Source organism: Streptomyces sp. NPDC037401 (assembly GCF_055602345.1).
In genome coordinates this window covers 1-20,528 of record NZ_JBVJWO010000062.1, presented here as the reverse complement: position 1 = coordinate 20,528, position 20,528 = coordinate 1, and the positions used below count along the sequence as shown (strand labels likewise).

The window sequence follows — 20,528 nt, the reverse complement described above, 5'->3', positions numbered from 1 at the left end:
CCCCCCCCCCCCCCCCCCCCCCCCCCCCCCCCCCCCCCCCCCCCCCCCCCCCCCCCCCCCCCCCCCCCCCCCCCCCCCCCCCCCCCCCCCCCCGCACCCCGTGTTCTCCAAGGCGGTCTCGGCCTCCACCCGGACCGCCCCGGAGAGATCGACGTCGCGGAAGAGAAGCACCGCGGGCCACACCGGATCGGCGGGGTCACTGCGTCGCCGCCGGTACGGGTGGCGTCGACGATGGCGGTGTCCGCGTGGTCGTCGAAGTCGACGACCACGCGGGGCGCGGGGGCCGTCCCGGTCACCGTGAGCTGTGCGGTGAGGACCGGGTGCTCGGCGGAGCGGTCGGCGGCTGTGAAGCATCACGTCGGCCCTTCCTACTCGGTCGAGAAGCGGTACGCCGTCGTCGAGCGGTACTCCTCCCCCGGGCGCAGGAGGGTGGAGGGGTACTCGGGCCGGTTGGGCGAGTCGGGAAAGTGCTGGGTCTCCAACGCGATGCCCGCGTACGCGAAATACGGGTGACCGGAGCGGCCGGTCAGCGAGCCGTCGAAGTGGTTTCCGGTGTAGACCTGGAGCCCCGGCTCCGTCGTCAGGCATTCGACGCGCCGGCCGCTGGCAGGGTGGCTCAGGACGGCGGCCCGTCTGAGCCCGGTGCCGTCGAGCACCCAGTTGTGGTCGAAGCCATCGGCGGCCCGGCGGATCTGCGGGTGTTCCTCGGTGATGCGGGCACCGATCGTCTGGGCCTCGCGGAGGTCGAACGGTGTGCCGGTGACGGACTCGGCCGGACCGAGCGGTATCAGTTCTGCGTCCACGGGGGTGTAACGGGCGGCCTCGACCCGCAGCAGGTGGCCGAGCACCGTCCCACAGCCCTCTCCGGCCAGGTTGACGTACATGTGGTTGGTGAGGTTGACGACTGTCGGGGCATCCGTGGTCGCCCGGTAGGTGAGGGAGAGTTCACCGTCGGGGCCGAGCAGGTACGTGACCTCGGCCGTGAGGGCGCCCGGGAATCCCTGATCGCCGTCGGGACTGTCCATGCGGAGACGGACGCCTGCCCGCCTGCCCACGCGGACCGGCACGCCGTCCCAGAGGCGGGTGGCGAAGCCGTCCGGGCCACCGTGCAGGGTGTGGCCGTCCCGCTGGGTCGCCAGCCGGTGCGTCGTGCCGTCGAGGGGCAGCGTTCCGCCGGCGATTCGATTGGCGTAGCGGCCGACCGTCGCGCCGAAGGAGGCAGCCTCCCCGCACAGATCCGCCGTGCTCTCGCAGCCCAGGACGACGTTGGCCCGCCGCCCGTCCCGGTCCGGCGTGTGCAGGGCCTGCAAGCGGGCTCCCAGACTGAGCACCTCCGCCGTCACGCGCTCCGGGGAGCCGAACGTCCAGCGGGTGATACGCCGTCCGTCCGGGAGCTCTGCGGCAGTCTCCTGGGTCACCGTCAGTTCACCATGGGACACGAGTGCGTCTCGCGACACGCGACTACTCCGTTCGACGAGGCGGGGAGGGGGCGATGCCCGCCGTATGGGCAGGCGTCATCGGCTCGGGGCGGGCGAGCTCACATCCCCTGAGCCGGTCGGTGGCAGGCCTGTTTCCAGCGCAGCTCCTTGGTGAACCGGCGGATGGCGGTGCCGGCGTCGGCGTCGATCACCAGGAGTTCCACGCCGAGCATCTCCGCGAGGTCGTCGAGTTCCTCGGCACGGAGGGCGCCGGAGAGTCGGCGCTCCGGCTGTCAGCCAGGCCTCGGTGGAGGTGCGCAGGTCCGGACGCGGCTTCCGGACGGCGCGGGCGAACCGGCAGGTTGGGCAGCGGAGCCGGGGCTTCGACCACGTCGACCTCGCTGGCGACCGGCCGGAAGCGGCCGCCCATGTCAAGTGGGTGTGCACCACTCCCCCGGCCTCGGGCAGGTGGCGGTAGACGTAGGCGTGTGCGGCGGTGCCGGAGGAGGGCCCGTGGTCGCCTTCGACGACGTTCCCGTCGGGGTCACAGGGCATCATGTTCTGGGGCGACAGCTCGTCGTGGGAGACGCCGCTCGGCTTGATGACCAACAGGTCCTCGCCGGGAACGCGGGCCGGGACGTTGCCCGCCGTCCAGACCACCAGGCCGTAACGGACGAGTTCCTGGTGGAGGCCGCTGACCTGGCGACGGACCAGGTCGATGGTCGCGTTCACCGTACCTCGCTCGGGTCGGTCAGGGCCGTGGTCGGGGTGGTAGGCGTGGTCAGGGCGGCGTTGCGGATGCGGCTCAGTCGGTGGAGCAGCTTGTCCGGCCCGGTGCCGAAGTGGTCGTGCAGGGCGCGGTACTCGGCGTACAGCGCGTCGTAGGCGTCGGCCCGGCCGGGGTCGGGCTGGTACGCCCCCCGGAGCACCCGGCCCATGACCGCCGCCGCCGAGCGCACATCCGGGTGCGCCCCGGCGGCGACGGCGGCGTGGATCGCCGAGCCGAGGGCCGGACCCTGATCCGACTGGACGAGCGAGACGGGACGGCGTAGTACGTCGGCGTAGATCTGCATCAGCAGGGCGTTCTTCTTCAGGCCACCGGCGACGATGAACTCGGAGACGGGGACACCGCCCTGCTCCAGGGCCTCGACGATGACACGGGTACCGAAGGCGGTGGCCTCCAGCAGGGCACGGTAGATCTCCTCGGGGCGGGTGTTGAGTCCGAGGCCTACGATCACGCCGGAGAGGTTGTGGTCGGCCAGGGTGGAGCGGTTGCCGTTCATCCAGTCGAGAGCCACCAGGCCGTGCCCGCCGACGGGCTGGGCGGCGGCCTTGCGGCTGAGGAGCTCGTGCCGGTCTTCACCGACCGCCTCGGCCTCGGCGAGGTAGTGGGCCGGGAGGCCCTTACGCAGGCACCAGGCGAAGATGTCGCCGACGGCACTCTGACCCGCCTCGTAGCGATAGGAGCCGGTGACGATGCCGTCCTCGACCACGCCGCAGATGCCAGGGACGTCTGCGAGGGCGGCGCCGTGGACGACGTGGCAGGTGGAGGTGCCCATGAGGGCGAGGAGTTGGCCGTTCTCGACGGCCCGAGCGGCCGGTGGGGCCACGTGCGCGTCGACATTGCCGGCGGCCACCGCGATGCCCGCGGGCAGCCCCGTCCACTCCGCCGCCCGGGCGGTGAGCGAGCCGACCCGGGAGCCGGGCGGGGCAAGGGGGTGCTCCAGACGGGTTCGGGCGAAGTCGGCGAACCCGGGGTGCAGGGCGGCGAGGTACTCCTCGCTCGGGTAACCGCCGTCCTGGAACATGCCGCTGTATCCGGCCGTGCAGGCGTTGCGGCTCTCGACGCCGGTGAGCTGCCAGACGATCCAGTCGGCTGCCTCGATCCACCGCGCGCAGGCGGCATAGACGGCCGGGTCCTCCTCCAGGACCTGGAGCGCCTTGGCGTACTGCCACTCGGCGGAGATCCTTCCGCCGTAGTGGGAGATCCACTTCTCTCCGCGTGCGTGGGCGAGGGCGTTGATGCGGTCGGCCTGGTCCTGAGCCGCATGGTGCTTCCAGAGCTTGGGCCAGGCGTGCGGGTGAGCGGCCCACTCGGTGGTCTCGGCGAGCGGGGTGCCGTCGGCGAGCACCGGCAGGACCGTGCTGGCGGTGAAGTCGGTGGCAATGCCGATGACGTGAGCGGGATCGACGCCGGAGACGGCGAGCGCAGCGGGAATGACGGTGCGCAGTACCTCACGCCAGTCCTCGGAGTGCTGCAGGGCCCAGTCAGGCGGCAGTGGGTGCCCGGTGCCGGGTAACTCGCGCTCGATGACGGCGTGCGGGTACTCGTGGACGACGGTCGCGAGCTCCTGTCCGTCGTGCACGCGGACCACCACGGCACGACCGGAGAGGGTGCCGAAGTCGACGCCGACGACGTACCTGTCCGAGCCCCGGGCGGCAGGGATCACGGTCACCTTCTCATCCTTCGCACGGGAAACCGGCATTGCTTCCTGCCGAGTTGATGGGGGCGTCTTTCTCGATGGGCGACAGTGTTAGCGTTAACAATCACCCCTGTCAAGGGATCGATGGAGCCCTCGACCGAGTGCGGCCGACGCGGCGGAGAGCGTGGGCCGCTGCGGCGATCAGCCCCGGGTCCGATCGCGCCGGCTCAACGGCGGGTGGCGGGACCCACGCTGCGACGCAGCACCATCTCGGCCGAGATCCGCACGTGGGTGCGGGCGTGCGCGACGCCCTCCAGCTCCTCGACGAGCAGTTCCAGGGCCCGGCGTCCGAGCTCGCCGAAGTCCTGCCGCACCGTGGCCAGGGGCGGGGTGAAGTAGGCGGCCTCGGGAATGTCGTCGAAGCCGACCACGCTGATGTCGCCCGGGATCGAGCGGCCGGCCTCGTGCAGGGCGCGCAGCAGCCCGAGCGCCATGTGGTCGTTGGCACAGAAGACGGCTGTGACCTCGCCCAGCTCGGCGATCCGCAAGCCCGCCCGGTAGCCGGCGTGCGCACTCCAGTCGCCGGGCTCGACACGCGGCACAGGGGCTCCGGCAGCCTCCAGCGCGCTGCGCCAGCCCTCCTGGCGGTCCCGGCTCTCCATCCAGCCGGCCGGGCCGGCCAGGTGGTGCACGGTGCGGTGGCCCAGATCGAGCAGGTGCCTGGTGGCCGCTTCGGCGCCGGACCGGTTGTCCACCGAGACCATGGGAACCCGCGACTGGCTGCCCGGTCCGACCGCGACGACCGGCACGGAGCTGGAGAGCCTGGCCACCGCACTGACGGCGGACATCTGGGGCGCGATCACGACAACGCCTTCCACCCCCTGGTCGCGCAGTCGGTCGACAGCCTCCTGAACCGAGCGGCCGTCCAGGGAGTGCAGACTTGTCACGCTGACGAAATACCCCGCACTGCGCGCAGCCTGCTCGATGCCGTGCAGCATCGAGGCGGGACCGTACAGGGTCGATTCGAAGCTGACCACGCCGAGGGTTTGCGAGCGGCGGGTGACCAGGGCGCGGGCGGCGGAGTTGGGCCGGTAGTCCAGCTCACGGATGGCGGCGAGCACCCGCTCCCGGGTGCCGGGCCGCACATGCGGGGCGCCGTTGAGCACCCGGGACACCGTCTGGTGGGACACGCCGGCCAATTTCGCCACGTCCACCATCACAGGGTGGCGCCGCTCGGTCCCGGCACTGTCGTTTCCCACTCGCACTTCCCTCCTCGACTCCGGGCTACGGTACGCCACCGACCGCTGACGAAGGCTGTGCGAGCATGGACGGACGAGCGGATGCGGCGGGGTACGACCATCCGGTGGGCAGGGACACTGCAGCGTGCAGCCGGCCACTCCGAGAGCCCCCCCACTGCCCAGCCCGGGGGCCAGACACAGTGGCTGATCGCCTGGGCAGTTGTTTGACCCGACGGTGATCCGAACAGACCCTTGACGGCACACTTGTGAGCGTTAACACTCAGGTATCGCCAGGCCGGAGCCGCTGCAACCCCGACTTCGCACAGCGCGAGGAAACGACTCCCCGGCCGGACCGCCCGACCGCTTCCGGTCGCCCGGCCGGGTCGCACTGTGCCGGTCGCGGAACATCACTGGAGGAACTGTGCGGAAGCTTTCAGCGGGCCTTGTCACCGTGGGTCTGACGCTGTCGCTGGCAGCCTGCGGCCAGAGCGCCAACGGAGCGGGCGACGGCGGGGCCGGCGGGGACGCCAAAGGGGGCCTCATCGGCATCGCGATGCCGACCAAGTCGTCGGAGCGCTGGATCAACGACGGCAACAACATGGTCAAGGAGTTCCAGGCCAGGGGTTACAAGACGGACCTCCAGTACGGCGACAACGTCGTGGAGAACCAGGTCTCCCAGGTGGAAAACATGATCACCAAGGGGGCCAAGCTGCTGGTGATCGCCCCCATCGACGGTTCCTCGCTCACCAATGTGCTGCAGAAGGCCGCCGACGCCCACGTCTCCGTCATCTCCTACGACCGGCTGATCCGCGGCACCGCGAACGTCGACTACTACGCAACCTTCGACAACCACAAGGTCGGTGTCCTCCAGGGCAGTTACATCGTCGACAAGCTCGGCCTCAAGGACGGCAAGGGCCCCTTCAACATCGAGCTGTTCGCCGGCTCACCGGACGACAACAACGCCACGTTCTTCTTCAACGGTGCGATGAGCGTCCTCAAGCCGTACGTAGACGACAAGAAGCTGGTCGTGCGGAGCGGCCAAACTGCCTTCAACCAGATCGCCACACTGCGCTGGGACGGTGGTCTCGCCCAGTCCCGGATGGACAACCTGCTGAGCAAGTCGTACACCGCCGCTCGCGTCGACGCCGTGCTCTCGCCGTACGACGGCATCTCGATCGGCATCATCTCGTCGCTGAAGGGCGTCGGCTACGGCACCGGCCAGTCACTGCCCGTCGTCACGGGCCAGGACGCCGAGCTGGCCTCGGTGAAGTCGATCATCGCGGGCGAGCAGACCCATACCGTCTACAAGGACACCCGCCAACTGGCCAAGGCCGCAGTCCAGATGGGCGACGCACTCCTGACCGGCGGCAAGCCCGAGGTCAACGACACCGGCCAGTACGACAACGGCGTCAAGACCGTACCGGCGCAGCTGCTCCAGCCGGTCAGCGTCGACAAGGAGAACTACCAGAAGGTCCTGGTCGACAGCGGCCAGTACACCGCGGACCAGCTCAAGTAGCACACGGGCCCGACCGACGGGTCCGGCGACGCCGAACCGGCGGTGCGGCGCGCGGGAGACCGCCCGGCACCGCACCGCCCCGACGATACGGATGCACCACCATGGCCCGACCCGTTCTCGAGATGCGGTCGATCAGCAAGACGTTTCCCGGTGTCAAGGCTCTCTCCGAGGTCAACCTGACCGTCGCCGCAGGTGAGGTCCACGCCGTCTGCGGTGAGAACGGCGCCGGCAAGTCCACACTGATGAAGGTACTCAGCGGGGTCCACCCTCATGGCGGCTACCAGGGCGAGATCTACTTCGAGGGCGATCCCTGCCGGTTCCGGGACATCCGGGCCAGCGAGCAGCGCGGCATCGTGATCATCCACCAGGAACTCGCGCTGGTGCCCTACCTGTCCATCGCCGAGAACATCTTCCTCGGCAACGAGCACGCCACCCGCGGCGTCATCAGCTGGCACCGGACGCTGACCCACGCCGCCGCACTGATCCGGCAGGTCGGACTCGACGAGAGCCCGCACACCAGGATCGCCGATCTCGGCGTGGGCAAACAGCAGTTGGTCGAGATCGCCAAGGCGCTCGCCAAGAAGGTCAAGCTGCTCATCCTGGACGAGCCGACGGCCGCCCTGAACGACGAGGACAGCCGCAAGCTGCTCGACCTGATCCTCGAACTCAAGGCTCAGGGCATCTCCTGCATCCTCATCTCGCACAAGCTGAACGAGATCGCCCGGGTCGCCGACGCCGTCACCATCCTGCGTGACGGGCGGACCATCGAGACCATCGCGATCGGTTCCGAGGGCATCTCCGAGGAGCGGATCATCCGCGGCATGGTCGGCCGCGACCTGGAACACCGCTACCCCGAGCGCGCCCCGGAGATCGGCGAGGTCGCCTTCGAAATCGAGGACTGGAGTGTCCAGCACCCGATCGACCACCGGCGGAAGGTGGTCGACGGCGCCTCGCTGCACGTCCGTCGAGGCGAGATCGTCGGCATAGCCGGCCTCATGGGCGCCGGCCGCACCGAACTGGCCATGAGCGTCTTCGGCCGCTCGTACGGACGGTGGACCGGGGGCCGGGTGAGGCTGCACGGCCGGGAGATCCGTACCCGGACGGTGCCGGAGGCGATCGGGCACGGCATCGCGTACGTGACCGAGGACCGCAAGCAGCTCGGCCTCAACCTCAACGACGACATCAGCCGGAACATCTCGCTGAGCTCCCTCGGCAAGGTCGCCCGGCGAGGCTGGGTCAACCGGCACGAGGAGGCCCGGATCGCCGAATCGTTCCGGCGGACCATGAACATCAAGGCCCCCTCGGTGTTCGCGGAGACCGGCAAGCTCAGCGGCGGCAACCAGCAGAAGGTCGTCCTCAGCAAGTGGATCTTCGCCGAGCCGGAGGTGCTGATCCTCGACGAACCCACCCGGGGCATCGACATCGGCGCCAAGGCGGAGATCTACACCGTCATCGCCGAACTCGCCGCCCAGGGCAAGACGGTACTCGTCATCTCCTCCGAACTCCCCGAACTCCTGGGCCTGTGCGACCGGATCTACACCATGGCCGAAGGCCGGATCACCGGTGAGGTGACCCGCGCGGACGCCACCCAGGAATCCCTCATGCGCCTCATGACCATGAGCGCGGCATACCCCGACAAGCAGGTGTGAGGCATGGCCCGGACCCAGACCACCCCAGACACCGCGCCCGGCACACCGGAGACCGGCCAACGTCCGTCGGCCGGTGCCGTACTGGCCCGAGCGCTGCGCGGCAACCTGCGCCAGTACGGGATGCTGGTCGCGCTGGCGCTGATCGTGCTGCTGTTCCAGTTCTGGACGGACGGCATCCTGCTCCAGCCGCTCAACATCACCAACCTGATCCAGCAGAACGGCTACATCCTCATCCTGGCCATCGGGATGATGATCGTCATCATCTCCGGGCACATCGACCTGTCGGTCGGGTCGCTCGCCGCCTTCGTCGGGGCCGCCGCCGCGGTGATGATGGTCCGACACGACGCGCCATGGCCCTTGGCGCTGCTGGCCGCGCTGGCGATCGGGGCTCTCGCCGGCGCCTGGCAGGGCTTCTGGATCGCCTACCTCGGGATCCCCTCGTTCATCGTCACCCTGGCCGGCATGCTGCTGTTCCGGGGTGGCACCCAGATCCTCCTGCAAGGCCAGTCGGTGGCGCCGTTCCCCAAGGGCTTCCAGAACATCAGCAGCGGCTTCCTCCCCGAAGCCGGCCCCCGCACCGACTACCACAACCTCACCCTGCTACTGGGCCTCGCAGCGCTGGCCGTCGCGATCCTGCAGGAGGTGCGCGGACGGCGGCGGGCCGCCTCGTACGGACTGGAACCGCTCCCGGCCGGACTGTTCATGGTGAAGCTCGGCGCGATCACCGCGGCCGTGGTGGCCTTCACGCTGCTGCTGGCCAGCTACCACGGGGTGCCGATCGTTCTGCTGATCCTCGGCGTCCTGCTGGTCGGCTTCGGATACGTGATGCGCAACTCGATCCTCGGCCGGCACACCTACGCCATCGGCGGCAACGAGGCGGCGGCGAGGCTGTCCGGGGTGAAGAGCAAGCGGGTCGTCTTCCTGGCCTTCGTCAACATGGGCGTCCTCGCGGCCCTGGCCGGGCTGGTCTTCGCTGCGCGACTCAATGCCGGTACCCCGCAGGCCGGCATCAACTTCGAGTTGGAAGCGATCGCCGCCGCCTTCATCGGCGGCGCCTCCGCGAGCGGCGGTGTGGGCACCGTCCTCGGTGCGATCACCGGCGGTCTGGTGCTGGGCGTGCTGAACAACGGCATGTCGCTGGTCGGTGTGGGCACCGACTACCAGCAGGTGATCAAGGGCCTGGTACTGCTCGCGGCCGTCGGATTCGACGTCTACAACAAGCGCAAGGTCGGAGCCTGACCCCGCCCCACCTCGGCTCGGCGGCACCGCCCGCCCGAGGAGGGGTGCCCCGCCTAACGGGGCCCTCCTCCTGCGGCTCCGCTCGCGCGTCGACGATCCGCTCGAAGACACGATGCGGGGTCACCTCGTCGCGCGTCGTCCGGACAGCCCCAGGAGCTCGTGCAGCACGAGGCGAGGTCCCTCGGCCATGGCGGTGCCGCAGGCCGTTGTGCGTCTGCGGCACCGCTCGGGCGTTGGGGTCAGGACGGGTCGCCGTACTGGAGGCCGCGTCCGTTGGTTCCGACATAGACGCGCCCGAAGGTGTCGGGGTCGCCGGTGATGACGCCGACGCCGCCGATGCTGCCCCACTGGTGGGCGTCGTCGTTGACGCGGAGCCAGGTGGCGCCCTTGTCGGTGGAGCGGAAGACTCCGGTGACGTCCTTGACGGTACCGATCAGGTACAGGGCCTGGTAGTCGGCGCCCGGCGCGGCCTTGCCGAAGCCGAGGGCGGAGGCGGACTTCACCGTGGCGAGTGCGGTGAAGGTCCGGCCGCCATCGGTGGAGTGCAGCAGCCCCTTGCCGCCACCGGAGATCCACAGGTCCCCCGCGATGCCGGGGACGGCCGTGAGCTCGCCGCCAGGCAGGTTGATGGCGCGGGCGGTGAAGGTCGCGCCGCCGTCGGTGCTGGCGTAGAGCGTGCCGCCGGCCAGTGAGTAGAAGGTCTTGGCCGAGGAGCGGTCGGCGACGACCACGGCGTCGGTGCCCAGGCCGCTGACCCTCGACCAGCTCGACCCCTTGTCGGTCGAGCGGTACGGGGCCTGACCGGCCTGGGTCCAGACGATGGTGGAGCCGTCCGCCGCGAGCGCGACGCGCCCGTCCTGGGCGCCGGCCACCGGCTCCGCCTTGAAGCCGTTCCAGCTGATGCCGCCGTCGGTGGAGTAGGCGCCGTCCTGCGCGCCGCCACGGCCGACACGGACCATGACCGCGGGGTTGGACTGGGCGAAATCGATGTCGGTGCTGTTGGTCATCATCGGGTTCTTCAGTCGCCCGGCGGGCACCTTGGTCAGGGAGTCGTGGCGGAAACCGCCTTGGTCGCCCATGGCGGTGACGACTTGGGCGCCGCCGGGCGGGGCGACCGCGTCCAGCAGCGCGGTCTCCTCCAGCCCTCGGGCCCCCGCGCTCCAGTGGCTGGTGCCGCCGCTGTCGGAGGCGTTGGCGTCCTTGCTGCGCCAGACGCCGTTGCCGGTGCCGTACAGCACGTGCCCGGAGTTGAAGGGGTCGATGGCCAGGGCGGTCATCCAGTGCCCGGTGTGGGTGCCGACGTAGGGAGCGGCGGAGGCGTTCCGCACCGACTTGTCCGCCAGTGCCTTCCAGGTCGTACCGCCGTCGGTGGTCCGGTAGATCTCGTCCTCGGGCCACCAGCGGTTGAGGGTGGTGACCATCACCGTGGACGGCTTGCGCGGGTCGACGGCCAGACCGGAGAACCCGTACGAGCCGCGGGACGGGGTGATGTCCTTCCAAGTCCCGCCGGACGGCGTGTGCTTCCAGACCGAGCCCGCCGTCACGCCGTTGGGCCCGAGGGCGTTGGTGTACGTCAGGTACAGCGAGCCGTCACCGGAGAGCACACCGTGCTGCGGCATCTGGCCGGTGGGCTGCCCGGAGACGGCCTGCCAGGTGCTGCCGCCGTCGGTGGAGCGGTACAGGGAGGTGGACTTGTCGGCGACGCCGACATAGACCGTCTTGCTGCCGGCCGGGCCGTACGTCACGAAGGAGATGCCCGCACCACTGCCCGCACCGTCCTTGACGGGGAACGAGGAGACCTGCCGCCACGTCGCACCGCTGTCGGTGCTGCGCCACAGGCCGTTCTTGCGGGTGCCCAGCAGCAGGGTGCCGTTGTCCGCAGGGTTGATCGCCAGCCGCTCGCCCGCCCCGCGGCCGTCCTCGTTGCCGCCCAGCTTGAACGGCAGAGCGGTGCGCTGGAAGGTGCGACCCCGGTCCGTGGAGCGCAGGATCGCGCCGTTACCGGCCCACTCGTTGGTGTAGGTGCCCGCCGCGAGGTAGAGCCGGTCGGGGTCGACGGGGTCGGTGGCCAGCGCGTCGATGCCCAGCAGGTTCCAGTCCTTCTCGCCGAGCCAGTCGGTCAGCGGGATCCACTGCTCGGCCGCGGTGTCCCAGCGGTAGGCGCCGCCCATGTCGGTGCGGGCGTACAGCAGACCCTTCTCGCGCGGGTTGAACACCAGCCCGGTGACGTAACCGCCGCCCACCACCTGGGCGTTGTTCCACACATACGGGCCGGCTGCCTGGGTCCCGGCCGTTTTCACCAGCTTCCACTGCTGGTTGGTGCTGCCCTTGCCGGGATACTGGATGACTGCCGCGCCGTCGGCCGTGGAGCCTCCGGAGACGTCCAGGACCTGGCCGCTCCTGCGGGAGGTGAAGGTGACGGCGTCGGAACCGCCCACATCGTCGATCCGCCATTCCTGGGAGGTGGAGGAGCTGGCGGTCTGCTGCTCGGCGGCGGCCGCCTGGACGGTCGAATCGCCCGCTATGCCGAGCACTTTGCCGCTGTTGCGGTTCACCAGCTCGTAGTAGCCGTCCCCGGTGGGTCTCAGCTTCCACTGCTGGTTGGCGGTGTTCTGGTCGGTCCACTGCTGGATGCGGGTGCCGTCGGCGGTGGAGAAGGCGTTGACGTCAAGCGCCTTGCCGCTGCGTACCGAAACCAGCCGGTAGTAGTCGCCGTCGACCGTCGCGGCCTGCGAGCCTTCCTGCACGAACAGGAGGTACGGCACGACGATGGCGGGCACGCCGAGCAGCAGACCGGTCGCGGTCCAGCGGCGGCGATGACGCCCGCGGCGCCCGCCGTTCGTGGGGTTCTTCATGGGGGGTGTTCTCCTTGCATGCCACCAGAGGAAAGTGGATCCAGCTACCGAAACGGCCGGATCCGACTCCTTGTGGTCACAGGCCCCGCAAAGGGTTGCCTTGAGCCGGGAACTTTTCAGGTCACCTCGTGGTGCGGTAGGCGTTGATCAGTGGCCGGGTGACACTGGTGCCCTTGGTGTCCTCCATGGCCGACTCCCACAGGTCATCTGGGTGCGTTCGGGTAGCCGGCGGCAACTCGCCGACGGCCCATTCAAGACCGACGACCTCGGAGGGAGACAGCTCCGGCCTTGGAGATGGCGTGCCGTGCAAAGGCCGTGGCCACGTCCACAGCGCCGAAACGCGTGGGACGGGGGTCGGAACGGCCAGGGCCCTCCAAGTCGGCGCGGGCCGGTCCGGTGATCCAGCTTTGGCCGCATACTCTTGCCGACGCTAAGGTGCGGCGCCGTACTCGGCGGATCGCTCCCCTGAGGGAGGTTGGAATGGGGCTCATGGATGCGGACCACGCGGGGCTGGTTACCGCGGCGCAGGCCGGTGACGATCGGGCGCGCGAGGAGCTGATCGCCGCGTACCTGCCGTTGCTGTACAACATCGTCGGGCGAGCGCTGAGCGGACATGCCGACGTCGACGACGTCGTCCAGGAAACCCTGCTGCGCGTGGTGCGCGACCTGCCTGCCCTGCGTGCCCCGGAGAGCTTCCGGTCCTGGCTGGTGTCGATCACGCTCCGCCAGATCAATACCCACTGGCACCGGCAACGCGCCTTCGCCGGCCGGACCACGGTCATCGACGAGGCACTCCAGATACCGGACGCCGGCGCCGAACTTGAGGACGTGACGATCCTGCGTCTGCATATGTCGGACGAACGCCGTCACGCGGTCGAAGCCGGCCGGTGGCTCGACCCGGACCACCGGGTGCTGCTGTCGCTGTGGTGGCAGGAATGCGCCGGCTCGCTGAGCCGTGACGACATCGCCGACGCGACGGGGCTCACTGTCGCCCACGTCGGAGTACGCCTGCAACGCATGCGCGAGCAGCTCGAACTGAGCCGCACGATCGTCGCCGCGCTGGAGGCCGACCCGCGCTGTCCGCAGTTGGACGAGACCGTCGTCGGCTGGGACGGTCTCCGTGCATCGGTGTGGCGCAAGCGGATCGCGCGGCACACCCGCGGCTGCCCGGTCTGCATGGCGACGACGACAGAACGGGTTCCGGCCGAACTACTGCTCCTCAGCCTCGCGCCGCTGGCCGTCCCGGCCGGACTCATCGCCGCGCTGACCGCCAAGGGCCTGCTGTCGGGTACGGCCGCGAGCGCCGCCGGGGTGGCCACGGCACACGTCGCCGTCGGCACGGCGACGGGGGGAGGCGGTCTGCACAGCTCACTGATCGGCAAACTCTTCGCGGTCACCGCTCATCCGGTGGCGAGCCTCGCCACCGGCGCGGTGCTCATCGCCGGGACCGCCACTTACGCGACCTGGCCCGAACCGGTGCATCGGGTGCCCGGCGTCATCGCCGCTCCCACGGTCGGCAATCCCACGCCGGTCCCGTCGCGCACCACCACCTCGGCCGGACCGTCCCCGGTGAGTCCGTCCGCCGTCGCAGGCACTGTTCCGCTGGGCGCACAGTCGCTGGAGTCCGTGGACGAACCCGCCCTGTACCTCACGTATGCCGGCGACTTCGCGACGCTCGGCCGAGTCTCCGCGTCCAGCAGCGCGCAGACACGGCAGCGGGTCACCTTCACGGTTGTCCGGGGGCTGGCCGACACACGGTGCGTCACCTTCCGCGCCGCCGACGGCCGCTATCTGCGCCATCGTGACCTGCGGCTGCGGCTGAGCACCAACGACGGCAGTGAACTGTTCCGTGAAGACGCCACCTTCTGTCCGCAACCCGGGGCGGTCGCCGGGTCGGTGACCCTGCACGCGCACAACTATCCCGGATCGGTCATCCGCCACCGCGACGCTGGCATCTGGCTCGATGGCTCCGACGGCACTCGGGCCTTCGCCGGCCAGGCTTCCTTCATCATGCGCAGGGCCTGGTCTTGAGAACCGCTCCTTGAGCGTTTTGGAGCGAGTCGCGCAGTGACAGCCGGTGATCCTGCACCACGATCCTCCACCACGCCGTTCTCAACCCGGCAGTGAGCCGAGTGCTGCGCCGAATCCGGCTTCGATCCGCATTCATCGACGGCTGCCTCGCCGTGACCGGCCTGAAGGCTGATCACCGCAACCGCCACCGGTACCACTCCAAAAACCCTCACTGATGATCAGGGCGGCGCTCCCCTTCCACAGAGACCACCAGACCGCGGGGCTTGGCATAACGCTTTTTGCCTGCGAGATGCATCACTGAGCAATCGTCCGGACGGCGCGACTTTTCTGTTACGAGACCCCGGGTTCGGAGGCCTCCACTTCGTGGGGTGCCCTTCCCGCCGCGCACCATGACGTGCCGGCGTGGCAGGTGCCCCGACTTCCCCCTTGACGTATCCCCTGAAGAAAGCCGCTCCAATGACGCGACACACCTACGAACCCCGGGCGACCGGTACGCAGGAACGGCCCCACGTCCTGCACCGCACCCGCCCCGCGGCAGATCAGGCCGTACCGGCCGATGCGCGCACGATCACGGCACCCAGGGTGACCCGCGACCCCCGAGGAGAATCATGAAGGGCCTGCACCGGCTCGGCCGGCGTCGCCGAACATTGACGGTAGGACTGTCGGCCGCGGCGCTGCTGGCCGGTGTCGTGACGCTCCTCCCCAGCTCCGCCGGAGCCACAACCCTGGGTACGCAGGCGGCCCCCTCGGGCAGGTACTTCGGCACCGCTGTGGCCGCCGGCAGGCTCGGCGACTCGACGTACGCCACGATCCTGGACCGGGAATTCAACATGATCACCCCGGAGAACGAAATGAAGTGGGACGCCATCGAACCGTCCCGCGGCAATTTCGACTTCGGCCCCGCCGACCGGATCGTCAGCCACGCGACCTCCCACGGGCAGCGGCTGCGCGGGCACACTTTGGTGTGGCACTCCCAGTTGCCCACGTGGGTCAGCGGCATCACCGACGCCGCCACGCTGCGCAGCGTGATGAACAACCACATCACCACCCAGATGACCCACTACAAGGGCAAGATCTACGCCTGGGACGTGGTCAACGAGGCGTTCGCCGACGGCTCCACCCAGCACCGCAGCTCGGTGTTCCAGAACGTGCTGGGCAACGGCTTCATCGAGGAAGCGTTCCGCACCGCCCGGGCGGCCGACTCCTCGGCCAAGCTCTGCTACAACGACTACAACATCGAGAACTGGTCGGACGCCAAGACCCAGGGCGTCTACAGCATGGTCAAGGACTTCAAGTCCCGCGGCGTGCCGATCGACTGCGTCGGGTTCCAGAGCCACTTCGGCGTCGGCGGCCCGCCGTCCGGCTTCCAGACCACCTTGTCCAACTTCGCCGCCCTGGGCGTTGACGTCCAGATCACCGAACTGGACATCGCCCGGGCATCGTCCACCCACTACGCCAACACGGTCAAAGCCTGCCTGTCCGTGGCCCGGTGCACCGGCATCACGGTATGGGGCATCCGTGACAGCGACTCCTGGCGCAGCGGCGACAGCCCCCTGCTGTTCGACAACAACGGCAAACCCAAGGCCGCCTACACCGCCGTCGTGAACGCCCTCGGCTCCGGCTCGGGTACCACCCCGAGCAAGCCGGCCGACGGTACCGGTACGGGGGAGATCAAGGGCGTGGCCTCCCGCCGCTGTATCGACGTCCCCGTCTCCACCACCGCCAACGGCACCCAGGCACAGCTGTGGACCTGCAGCGGACAGGCCAACCAGCGTTGGACCTACACCGGCGGCAAGCAGCTGAAGATCCACGGCAACAAGTGCCTGGACGCCAAGAACAAGGGCACCGCCAACGGCACCGCGGTGGTCATCTGGGACTGCAACGGCGGCACCAACCAGCAGTGGAACATCAACACCAACGGCACGATCGCCGGTGTCCAGTCCAGGCTGTGTCTCGACGCCGTCGGCGCGGCCACCGCCAACGGCACCAAGATCCAGTTGCACTCCTGCTGGTCCGGCAGTAACCAGAAGTGGATCGCCCCGTCCGGGTCTGGCGGCGGCACGTGTGCTCTTCCGTCGACGTACAAGTGGAATTCGACGGGTGCCCTGGCGCAGCCTGCGAACGGGTGGGCCTCGCTGAAGGACTTCACCAACGTGGTGCACAACGGCAAGCACCTGGTCTACGGGTCGAACTTCAACGGATCGAAGTACGGCTCGATGACGTTCAGCCCCTTCACCAACTGGTCGGACATGGCGTCCGCCGGGCAGAAGGCGACGAGCCAGCCCGCGGTCGCGCCCACGCTGTTCTACTTCGCGCCCAAGAAGATCTGGGTGCTGGCGTACCAGTGGGGCCAGTGGCCCTTCATCTACCGCACGTCGAGCGACCCCACCGACGCCAACGGCTGGTCCGCGCCGCAGCCGCTGTTCACCGGCAGCATCCCCCGCACCGACTCCCCCACCGGCCCGATCGACCAGACCCTGATCGCCGACGACCAGAACATGTACCTGTTCTTCGCTGGTGACAACGGCAAGATCTACCGGGCGAGCATGCCGATCGGGAACTTCCCGGGCAGCTTCGGCTCGTCCTACACGACGATCATGAGCGACTCGGAGAGCAACCTGTTCGAGGCGCCGCAGGTCTACAAGGTTCAGGGCCAGAACCAGTACCTCATGATCGTTGAGGCTAAGGGTGCGAACGGGCGCTACTTCCGCTCGTTCACGGCCTCCAGCCTGAGCGGTTCGTGGACCCCGCAGGCCGCCAGCGAAAGCAACCCCTTCGCGGGCAAGGCCAACAGCGGTGCCACCTGGACCAACGACATCAGCCATGGTGACCTGGTCCGCAACAACCCCGACCAGACCATGACCATCGACCCCTGCAACCTGCAGTTCCTCTACCAGGGCAAGTCCCCCACCGCGGGCGGCCCCTACGACCGACTGCCGTACCGGCCGGGTGTCCTCACCCTGCAGCGCTAACCTGCCCGATCCACGTTGATCGCGATTCGGGGCGGCCTCCCAGCGCGGAGACGAGCGGTTTACGGCACGGTCGACTCCACCTGCTGATCGATACTCACCGCCTCGAGGAACCCCAGCCGTGCGTCGGCTGGGGTTCCTCTCTTTTGTGGACTTTCATCGCGGGTACGGACCGAGGCACTACGACGCCACCGCGGACACCGGGCCTTGGAGGCCCTGAACGGCATGCTCGGTGTGAAGGTGGACACCGGGCCAGGTACGAGATCGCTGGGCTGCCGTGCGGCGTCGAGCTGTTGGTCGGTCCAGCGTCGCGCGGCGAAAACGAACGGCTCCTCGCCCACGACGCGCAGTCCGTTCCCGACTCCGTCGGTGAAGGTGGCCCAGCGGATGTCCGCACGGTTGCCGTTCTCCTGTGGCGTCCGTAGGGCGTCTGCAGATCGTCCACGGTCGCGCGGAAACGTCCGACGCCGCGCGGCATCCGTGCCGCCCAGCCCTTTTCCCCGCTCTCCCCCGCCCAGTGAGCGGGCAGGTACGGGACGCAGCTGCCCGGCCGCCCCGGAGCACCCGTCGCGCGCACTTCCTCCCCGTCGGCAACCTTTTCGCATCCTGCGGCGACCAAGCAGTGCACCTCGACTCGAATCTTCGAACGGACGGACATGCAGACTGCACGGCAGGCCGCGCGGCAGCGCAGGCATAGACACAGGCTGATGATGGGAACGGCGCTGACCGCCGCGGGCGTCCTCCTCTGCCTGGTGACGGCCATGCTCCCCGGTCCCAAGGCCGAGGCCGGGGCCGACGTGGCCGCCCCCGCCGCCACCCAGGCGGAAGCCACGCCCTCGGCCCCGACGAGCCCCGCGCCCCCGACGAGCCCCGCGCCCCCGACGGACAGCTCGCATACCGCGGCAACCGCGACCGCGGCCGTCAGTACGACCACCGCGGCGCCACAGCCTTCGGCGAAGGCAACCCCGCAGGCGGCGTCCAGCACGACACCGTCGGCAGGCCGCATCCAGCCCGGGACTACCTACAAGGGCGTCGCCACCGCCTACGCCGCCGGCGACGGCAACGGCGCCTGCCTGTTCGGCCCGAGCGACGACCTCATGATCGCGGCGATGAACACCACCGACTACGAGTCGTCCAGGGCGTGCGGCGCTTACGTGCGCGTCCGCGCCGCGAGCGGCGCCTCGATCACGGTCCGGATCACCAACGAGTGCCCACTGCCCTGCGCACCCGGCCAACTGGACCTCAGCGAACAGGCCTTCGCGAAACTGGCCGATCCCAAGCTCGGCCGTATCCCGATCACCTGGAGCCTGCTGAGCCCCCAGACGTCCGGCGCGATCTCCGTCCGGTACAAGACTGGTTCCAGCCCCCACTGGTGCGGCATCCAGGTGATCGACCACCGCAATCCGGTCGCACAGCTGGAGGTACGCACCACCAAGGGCTGGCGGAGGCTGCCTCGTACCGACTACAACTACTTCCTCTCCGCCGACGGCAGCGGGTGCGGCGGCGCGATGAGGATCACCGACATCCACGGAGAGCCGCTGACGGTCGACGGGACCGCGCTGCTGCCGAACGTCGCACAACCGACCCGAGTCCAGTTCGCCGCCCACTGAAACCACACCACGGCCGGTGGCGGATCCGGGGTACGGCCGCACCGGAGCGCCCTGGGTAGCACCGGGCGCTGATACGCTGCCGCCCGGATGTTAACGCACACATTTTGCGGAAGGGGCGACCGACAGCGTGGTCCTCGATGACGCGTCCGCGGAGTTCCACGACTTCTTCGAACGCCACTACGCCGAACTCGCCCGGTTCGCGCATCTCCTGACGGGCGAGGCGGACGGTGCCGACGATCTGGCCGCGGACGCCCTGATCGCACTGTGGCAGCGCTGGGACCGGCTGCGCCAGGCCGAGTACCCACTCGCCTACGCGCGTGGCGTGGTCGCCAACCTGGCACGGTCACGGATCCGCAGCGCGGTTCGCGAGCGCCGCCGGATCGCCCTGTTCTGGTCCCGCGGCGCTGAGCCGTTGGACGGTCCGGACGTGGCCGCCGTGGTGGACGTGCGTACTGCTCTCGACCGGTTGCCGTTCCGGAAGCGGGCATGCGTGGTCCTGCGGCACGCCTTCGACCTCTCGGAGAAGGACACCGCTCTGGCGCTCGGAATATCGGTCGGTACGGTGAAGAGCCAGACCTCGAAGGGTGTGGCCGAACTGGAACGGATGCTGGGCAGCACAGGAGCAGCCGGAGAACTCTTGGCGGGGAGGAGGAGCCGTTGAACGAGGAGCTCACCGGGCGACTGCGCGCAGCCGCCGAGGCCCACCAGCCCGACCGCGCCCGGATCCTGGCACGCGTGGAACGCGGCATGTCCGGCGCCCCCGCCCGCCACCGCGAGTCGTCAGGCACGAGGCCCTGGCCGAGGGTCGCGCTCGCCTCCCTCGCCACGGCGGGCATTCTGGCGGCCGGTGGTTTCGCCGTCGCCGCCATCGTCCAGTCCCCGCCGGCCCGGCCGGACATTCCGGCCACCCCCGCCGCGCCGTCCGCGCCGTCCGCGCCCGGGACTCCCCACCCGACACCGTCGGCGCCCACCACCGCCGGCTCGACCGCGCCGGACCGCTCGCCCTCGGCTACGCCCTCGACCAGCCCCAGCCCTGCGGCGTCAGGCGGCGCGGGCTCGACTCGGCCCGGCAGCGCGCACGTCCAGGACGGGCCACTGTGGTCTGCCGGCTCCGTGGACGCGAGCAGCAACACCTACTGGGCGCAGAGCAACATCACCCTCAAGACCACCCAGCCGCTCACCGCACTCACCATGGAACTGCGCATCACGCAGACCGGCGCAGTGCAGAGCACCGGCAGCTGGCGGACGCTGCCCGCCGACGACTTCACCGTGACCGTGCAGCACGAGGGCGGAGCATTGGTCTACCGCTGGACTCTCAAGCCGGGACGCACGGTCCCGGCCGGACAGCATGTCTTCGCCGGCCAGTACAACCACGCCGCCGGCGAGCGCGAGGCCAAGCACGACGGCTACCGCGTCGACGCCAACGGTCCCCGCGGCGCACTCTCGGTCTGGGGCGGCTTCACCCCGACACGATGAGACCATGCCCTTGACTTCCGCTCCCCGCCCTAAAGGGCGGGGATTCCTACCACGGTCGGCTGACCGTCTCGGTGGGTTCCTGCTTCAACGCGCTGCGCCGGTAC

The 20,528-nt window shown here is 69.6% G+C and carries 13 protein-coding genes and 2 pseudogenes; 8 read left to right on the top strand and 7 right to left on the bottom strand.

What is annotated here, in order from left to right; genetic code table 11:
• Positions 1–368: 368 nt before the first annotated feature.
• From ACZ7H1_RS36485 to ACZ7H1_RS36465, 5 genes and pseudogenes are all read right to left on the bottom strand, one after another.
• Complete coding sequence (locus ACZ7H1_RS36485; RefSeq protein ID WP_470792691.1) at positions 369–1,418, bottom strand: aldose epimerase family protein; 1,050 nt, start codon at positions 1,416–1,418, stop codon at positions 369–371.
• Positions 1,419–1,537: 119 nt separating this feature from the next.
• A pseudogene (locus ACZ7H1_RS36480) lies at positions 1,538–1,851 on the bottom strand (L-arabinose isomerase); the annotation flags it as partial.
• Between the two features lie 44 nt (positions 1,852–1,895).
• A pseudogene (locus ACZ7H1_RS36475) lies at positions 1,896–2,078 on the bottom strand (class II aldolase/adducin family protein); the annotation flags it as partial.
• Positions 2,079–2,146: 68 nt separating this feature from the next.
• Complete coding sequence (locus ACZ7H1_RS36470; RefSeq protein WP_470792689.1) at positions 2,147–3,904, bottom strand: ribulokinase; 1,758 nt, start codon at positions 3,902–3,904, stop codon at positions 2,147–2,149.
• Between the two features lie 164 nt (positions 3,905–4,068).
• Positions 4,069–5,058 carry a LacI family DNA-binding transcriptional regulator gene (locus ACZ7H1_RS36465; RefSeq protein ID WP_470792694.1) on the bottom strand — a complete coding sequence of 330 codons (990 nt, stop codon included), beginning with the start codon at positions 5,056–5,058 and terminating at the stop codon, positions 4,069–4,071.
• A gap of 442 nt (positions 5,059–5,500) precedes the next feature.
• Between ACZ7H1_RS36465 and chvE the strand changes: the two genes are divergently transcribed.
• The 3 genes from chvE to mmsB all read left to right on the top strand — a co-directional run bounded on the left by chvE (position 5,501) and on the right by mmsB (position 9,483).
• Positions 5,501–6,595 (top strand): multiple monosaccharide ABC transporter substrate-binding protein, encoded by a 1,095-nt coding sequence (chvE, locus tag ACZ7H1_RS36460; RefSeq protein WP_470792687.1) that lies wholly within the window; start codon positions 5,501–5,503, stop codon positions 6,593–6,595.
• A gap of 101 nt (positions 6,596–6,696) precedes the next feature.
• Positions 6,697–8,244, top strand: a complete 1,548-nt coding sequence (mmsA, locus tag ACZ7H1_RS36455) for a multiple monosaccharide ABC transporter ATP-binding protein (protein ID WP_470792686.1) — start codon at positions 6,697–6,699, stop codon at positions 8,242–8,244.
• A 3-nt stretch (positions 8,245–8,247) separates the two neighbouring features.
• On the top strand, positions 8,248–9,483 hold the full coding sequence (mmsB, locus tag ACZ7H1_RS36450; protein WP_470792684.1) for a multiple monosaccharide ABC transporter permease: 1,236 nt from the start codon (positions 8,248–8,250) through the stop codon (positions 9,481–9,483).
• 239 nt (positions 9,484–9,722) lie between these two features.
• Here mmsB and ACZ7H1_RS36445 read toward each other — a convergent pair whose 3' ends face one another.
• Complete coding sequence (locus ACZ7H1_RS36445; protein WP_470792682.1) at positions 9,723–12,338, bottom strand: RICIN domain-containing protein; 2,616 nt, start codon at positions 12,336–12,338, stop codon at positions 9,723–9,725.
• Positions 12,339–12,818: 480 nt separating this feature from the next.
• Here ACZ7H1_RS36445 and ACZ7H1_RS36440 point away from each other — a divergent pair, with 480 nt between their 5' ends.
• Both ACZ7H1_RS36440 and ACZ7H1_RS36435 read left to right on the top strand, forming a co-directional pair.
• Complete coding sequence (locus ACZ7H1_RS36440; RefSeq protein WP_470792680.1) at positions 12,819–14,369, top strand: sigma-70 family RNA polymerase sigma factor; 1,551 nt, start codon at positions 12,819–12,821, stop codon at positions 14,367–14,369.
• Between the two features lie 608 nt (positions 14,370–14,977).
• Positions 14,978–17,341 carry a non-reducing end alpha-L-arabinofuranosidase family hydrolase gene (locus tag ACZ7H1_RS36435; protein ID WP_470792679.1) on the top strand — a complete coding sequence of 788 codons (2,364 nt, stop codon included), beginning with the start codon at positions 14,978–14,980 and terminating at the stop codon, positions 17,339–17,341.
• A gap of 59 nt (positions 17,342–17,400) precedes the next feature.
• Here the strand turns inward: ACZ7H1_RS36435 and ACZ7H1_RS36430 are convergent, their stop codons facing one another.
• Positions 17,401–17,943, bottom strand: a complete 543-nt coding sequence (locus ACZ7H1_RS36430; RefSeq protein ID WP_470792692.1) for a beta-galactosidase small subunit-related protein — start codon at positions 17,941–17,943, stop codon at positions 17,401–17,403.
• Positions 17,944–18,045: 102 nt separating this feature from the next.
• Between ACZ7H1_RS36430 and ACZ7H1_RS36425 the strand changes: the two genes are divergently transcribed.
• The 3 genes from ACZ7H1_RS36425 to ACZ7H1_RS36415 all read left to right on the top strand — a co-directional run bounded on the left by ACZ7H1_RS36425 (position 18,046) and on the right by ACZ7H1_RS36415 (position 20,424).
• Positions 18,046–18,948 carry an expansin EXLX1 family cellulose-binding protein gene (locus ACZ7H1_RS36425; RefSeq protein WP_470792677.1) on the top strand — a complete coding sequence of 301 codons (903 nt, stop codon included), beginning with the start codon at positions 18,046–18,048 and terminating at the stop codon, positions 18,946–18,948.
• A gap of 127 nt (positions 18,949–19,075) precedes the next feature.
• Positions 19,076–19,609, top strand: coding sequence for a SigE family RNA polymerase sigma factor (locus tag ACZ7H1_RS36420; RefSeq protein WP_470792675.1), 534 nt, complete (start codon positions 19,076–19,078; stop codon positions 19,607–19,609).
• A complete protein-coding gene (locus ACZ7H1_RS36415) occupies positions 19,606–20,424 on the top strand; it encodes a hypothetical protein (protein WP_470792673.1) in 819 nt (272 codons plus the stop codon). Before ACZ7H1_RS36420 ends, ACZ7H1_RS36415 begins: the two co-directional genes overlap by 4 nt.
• Positions 20,425–20,528: the final 104 nt, after the last annotated feature.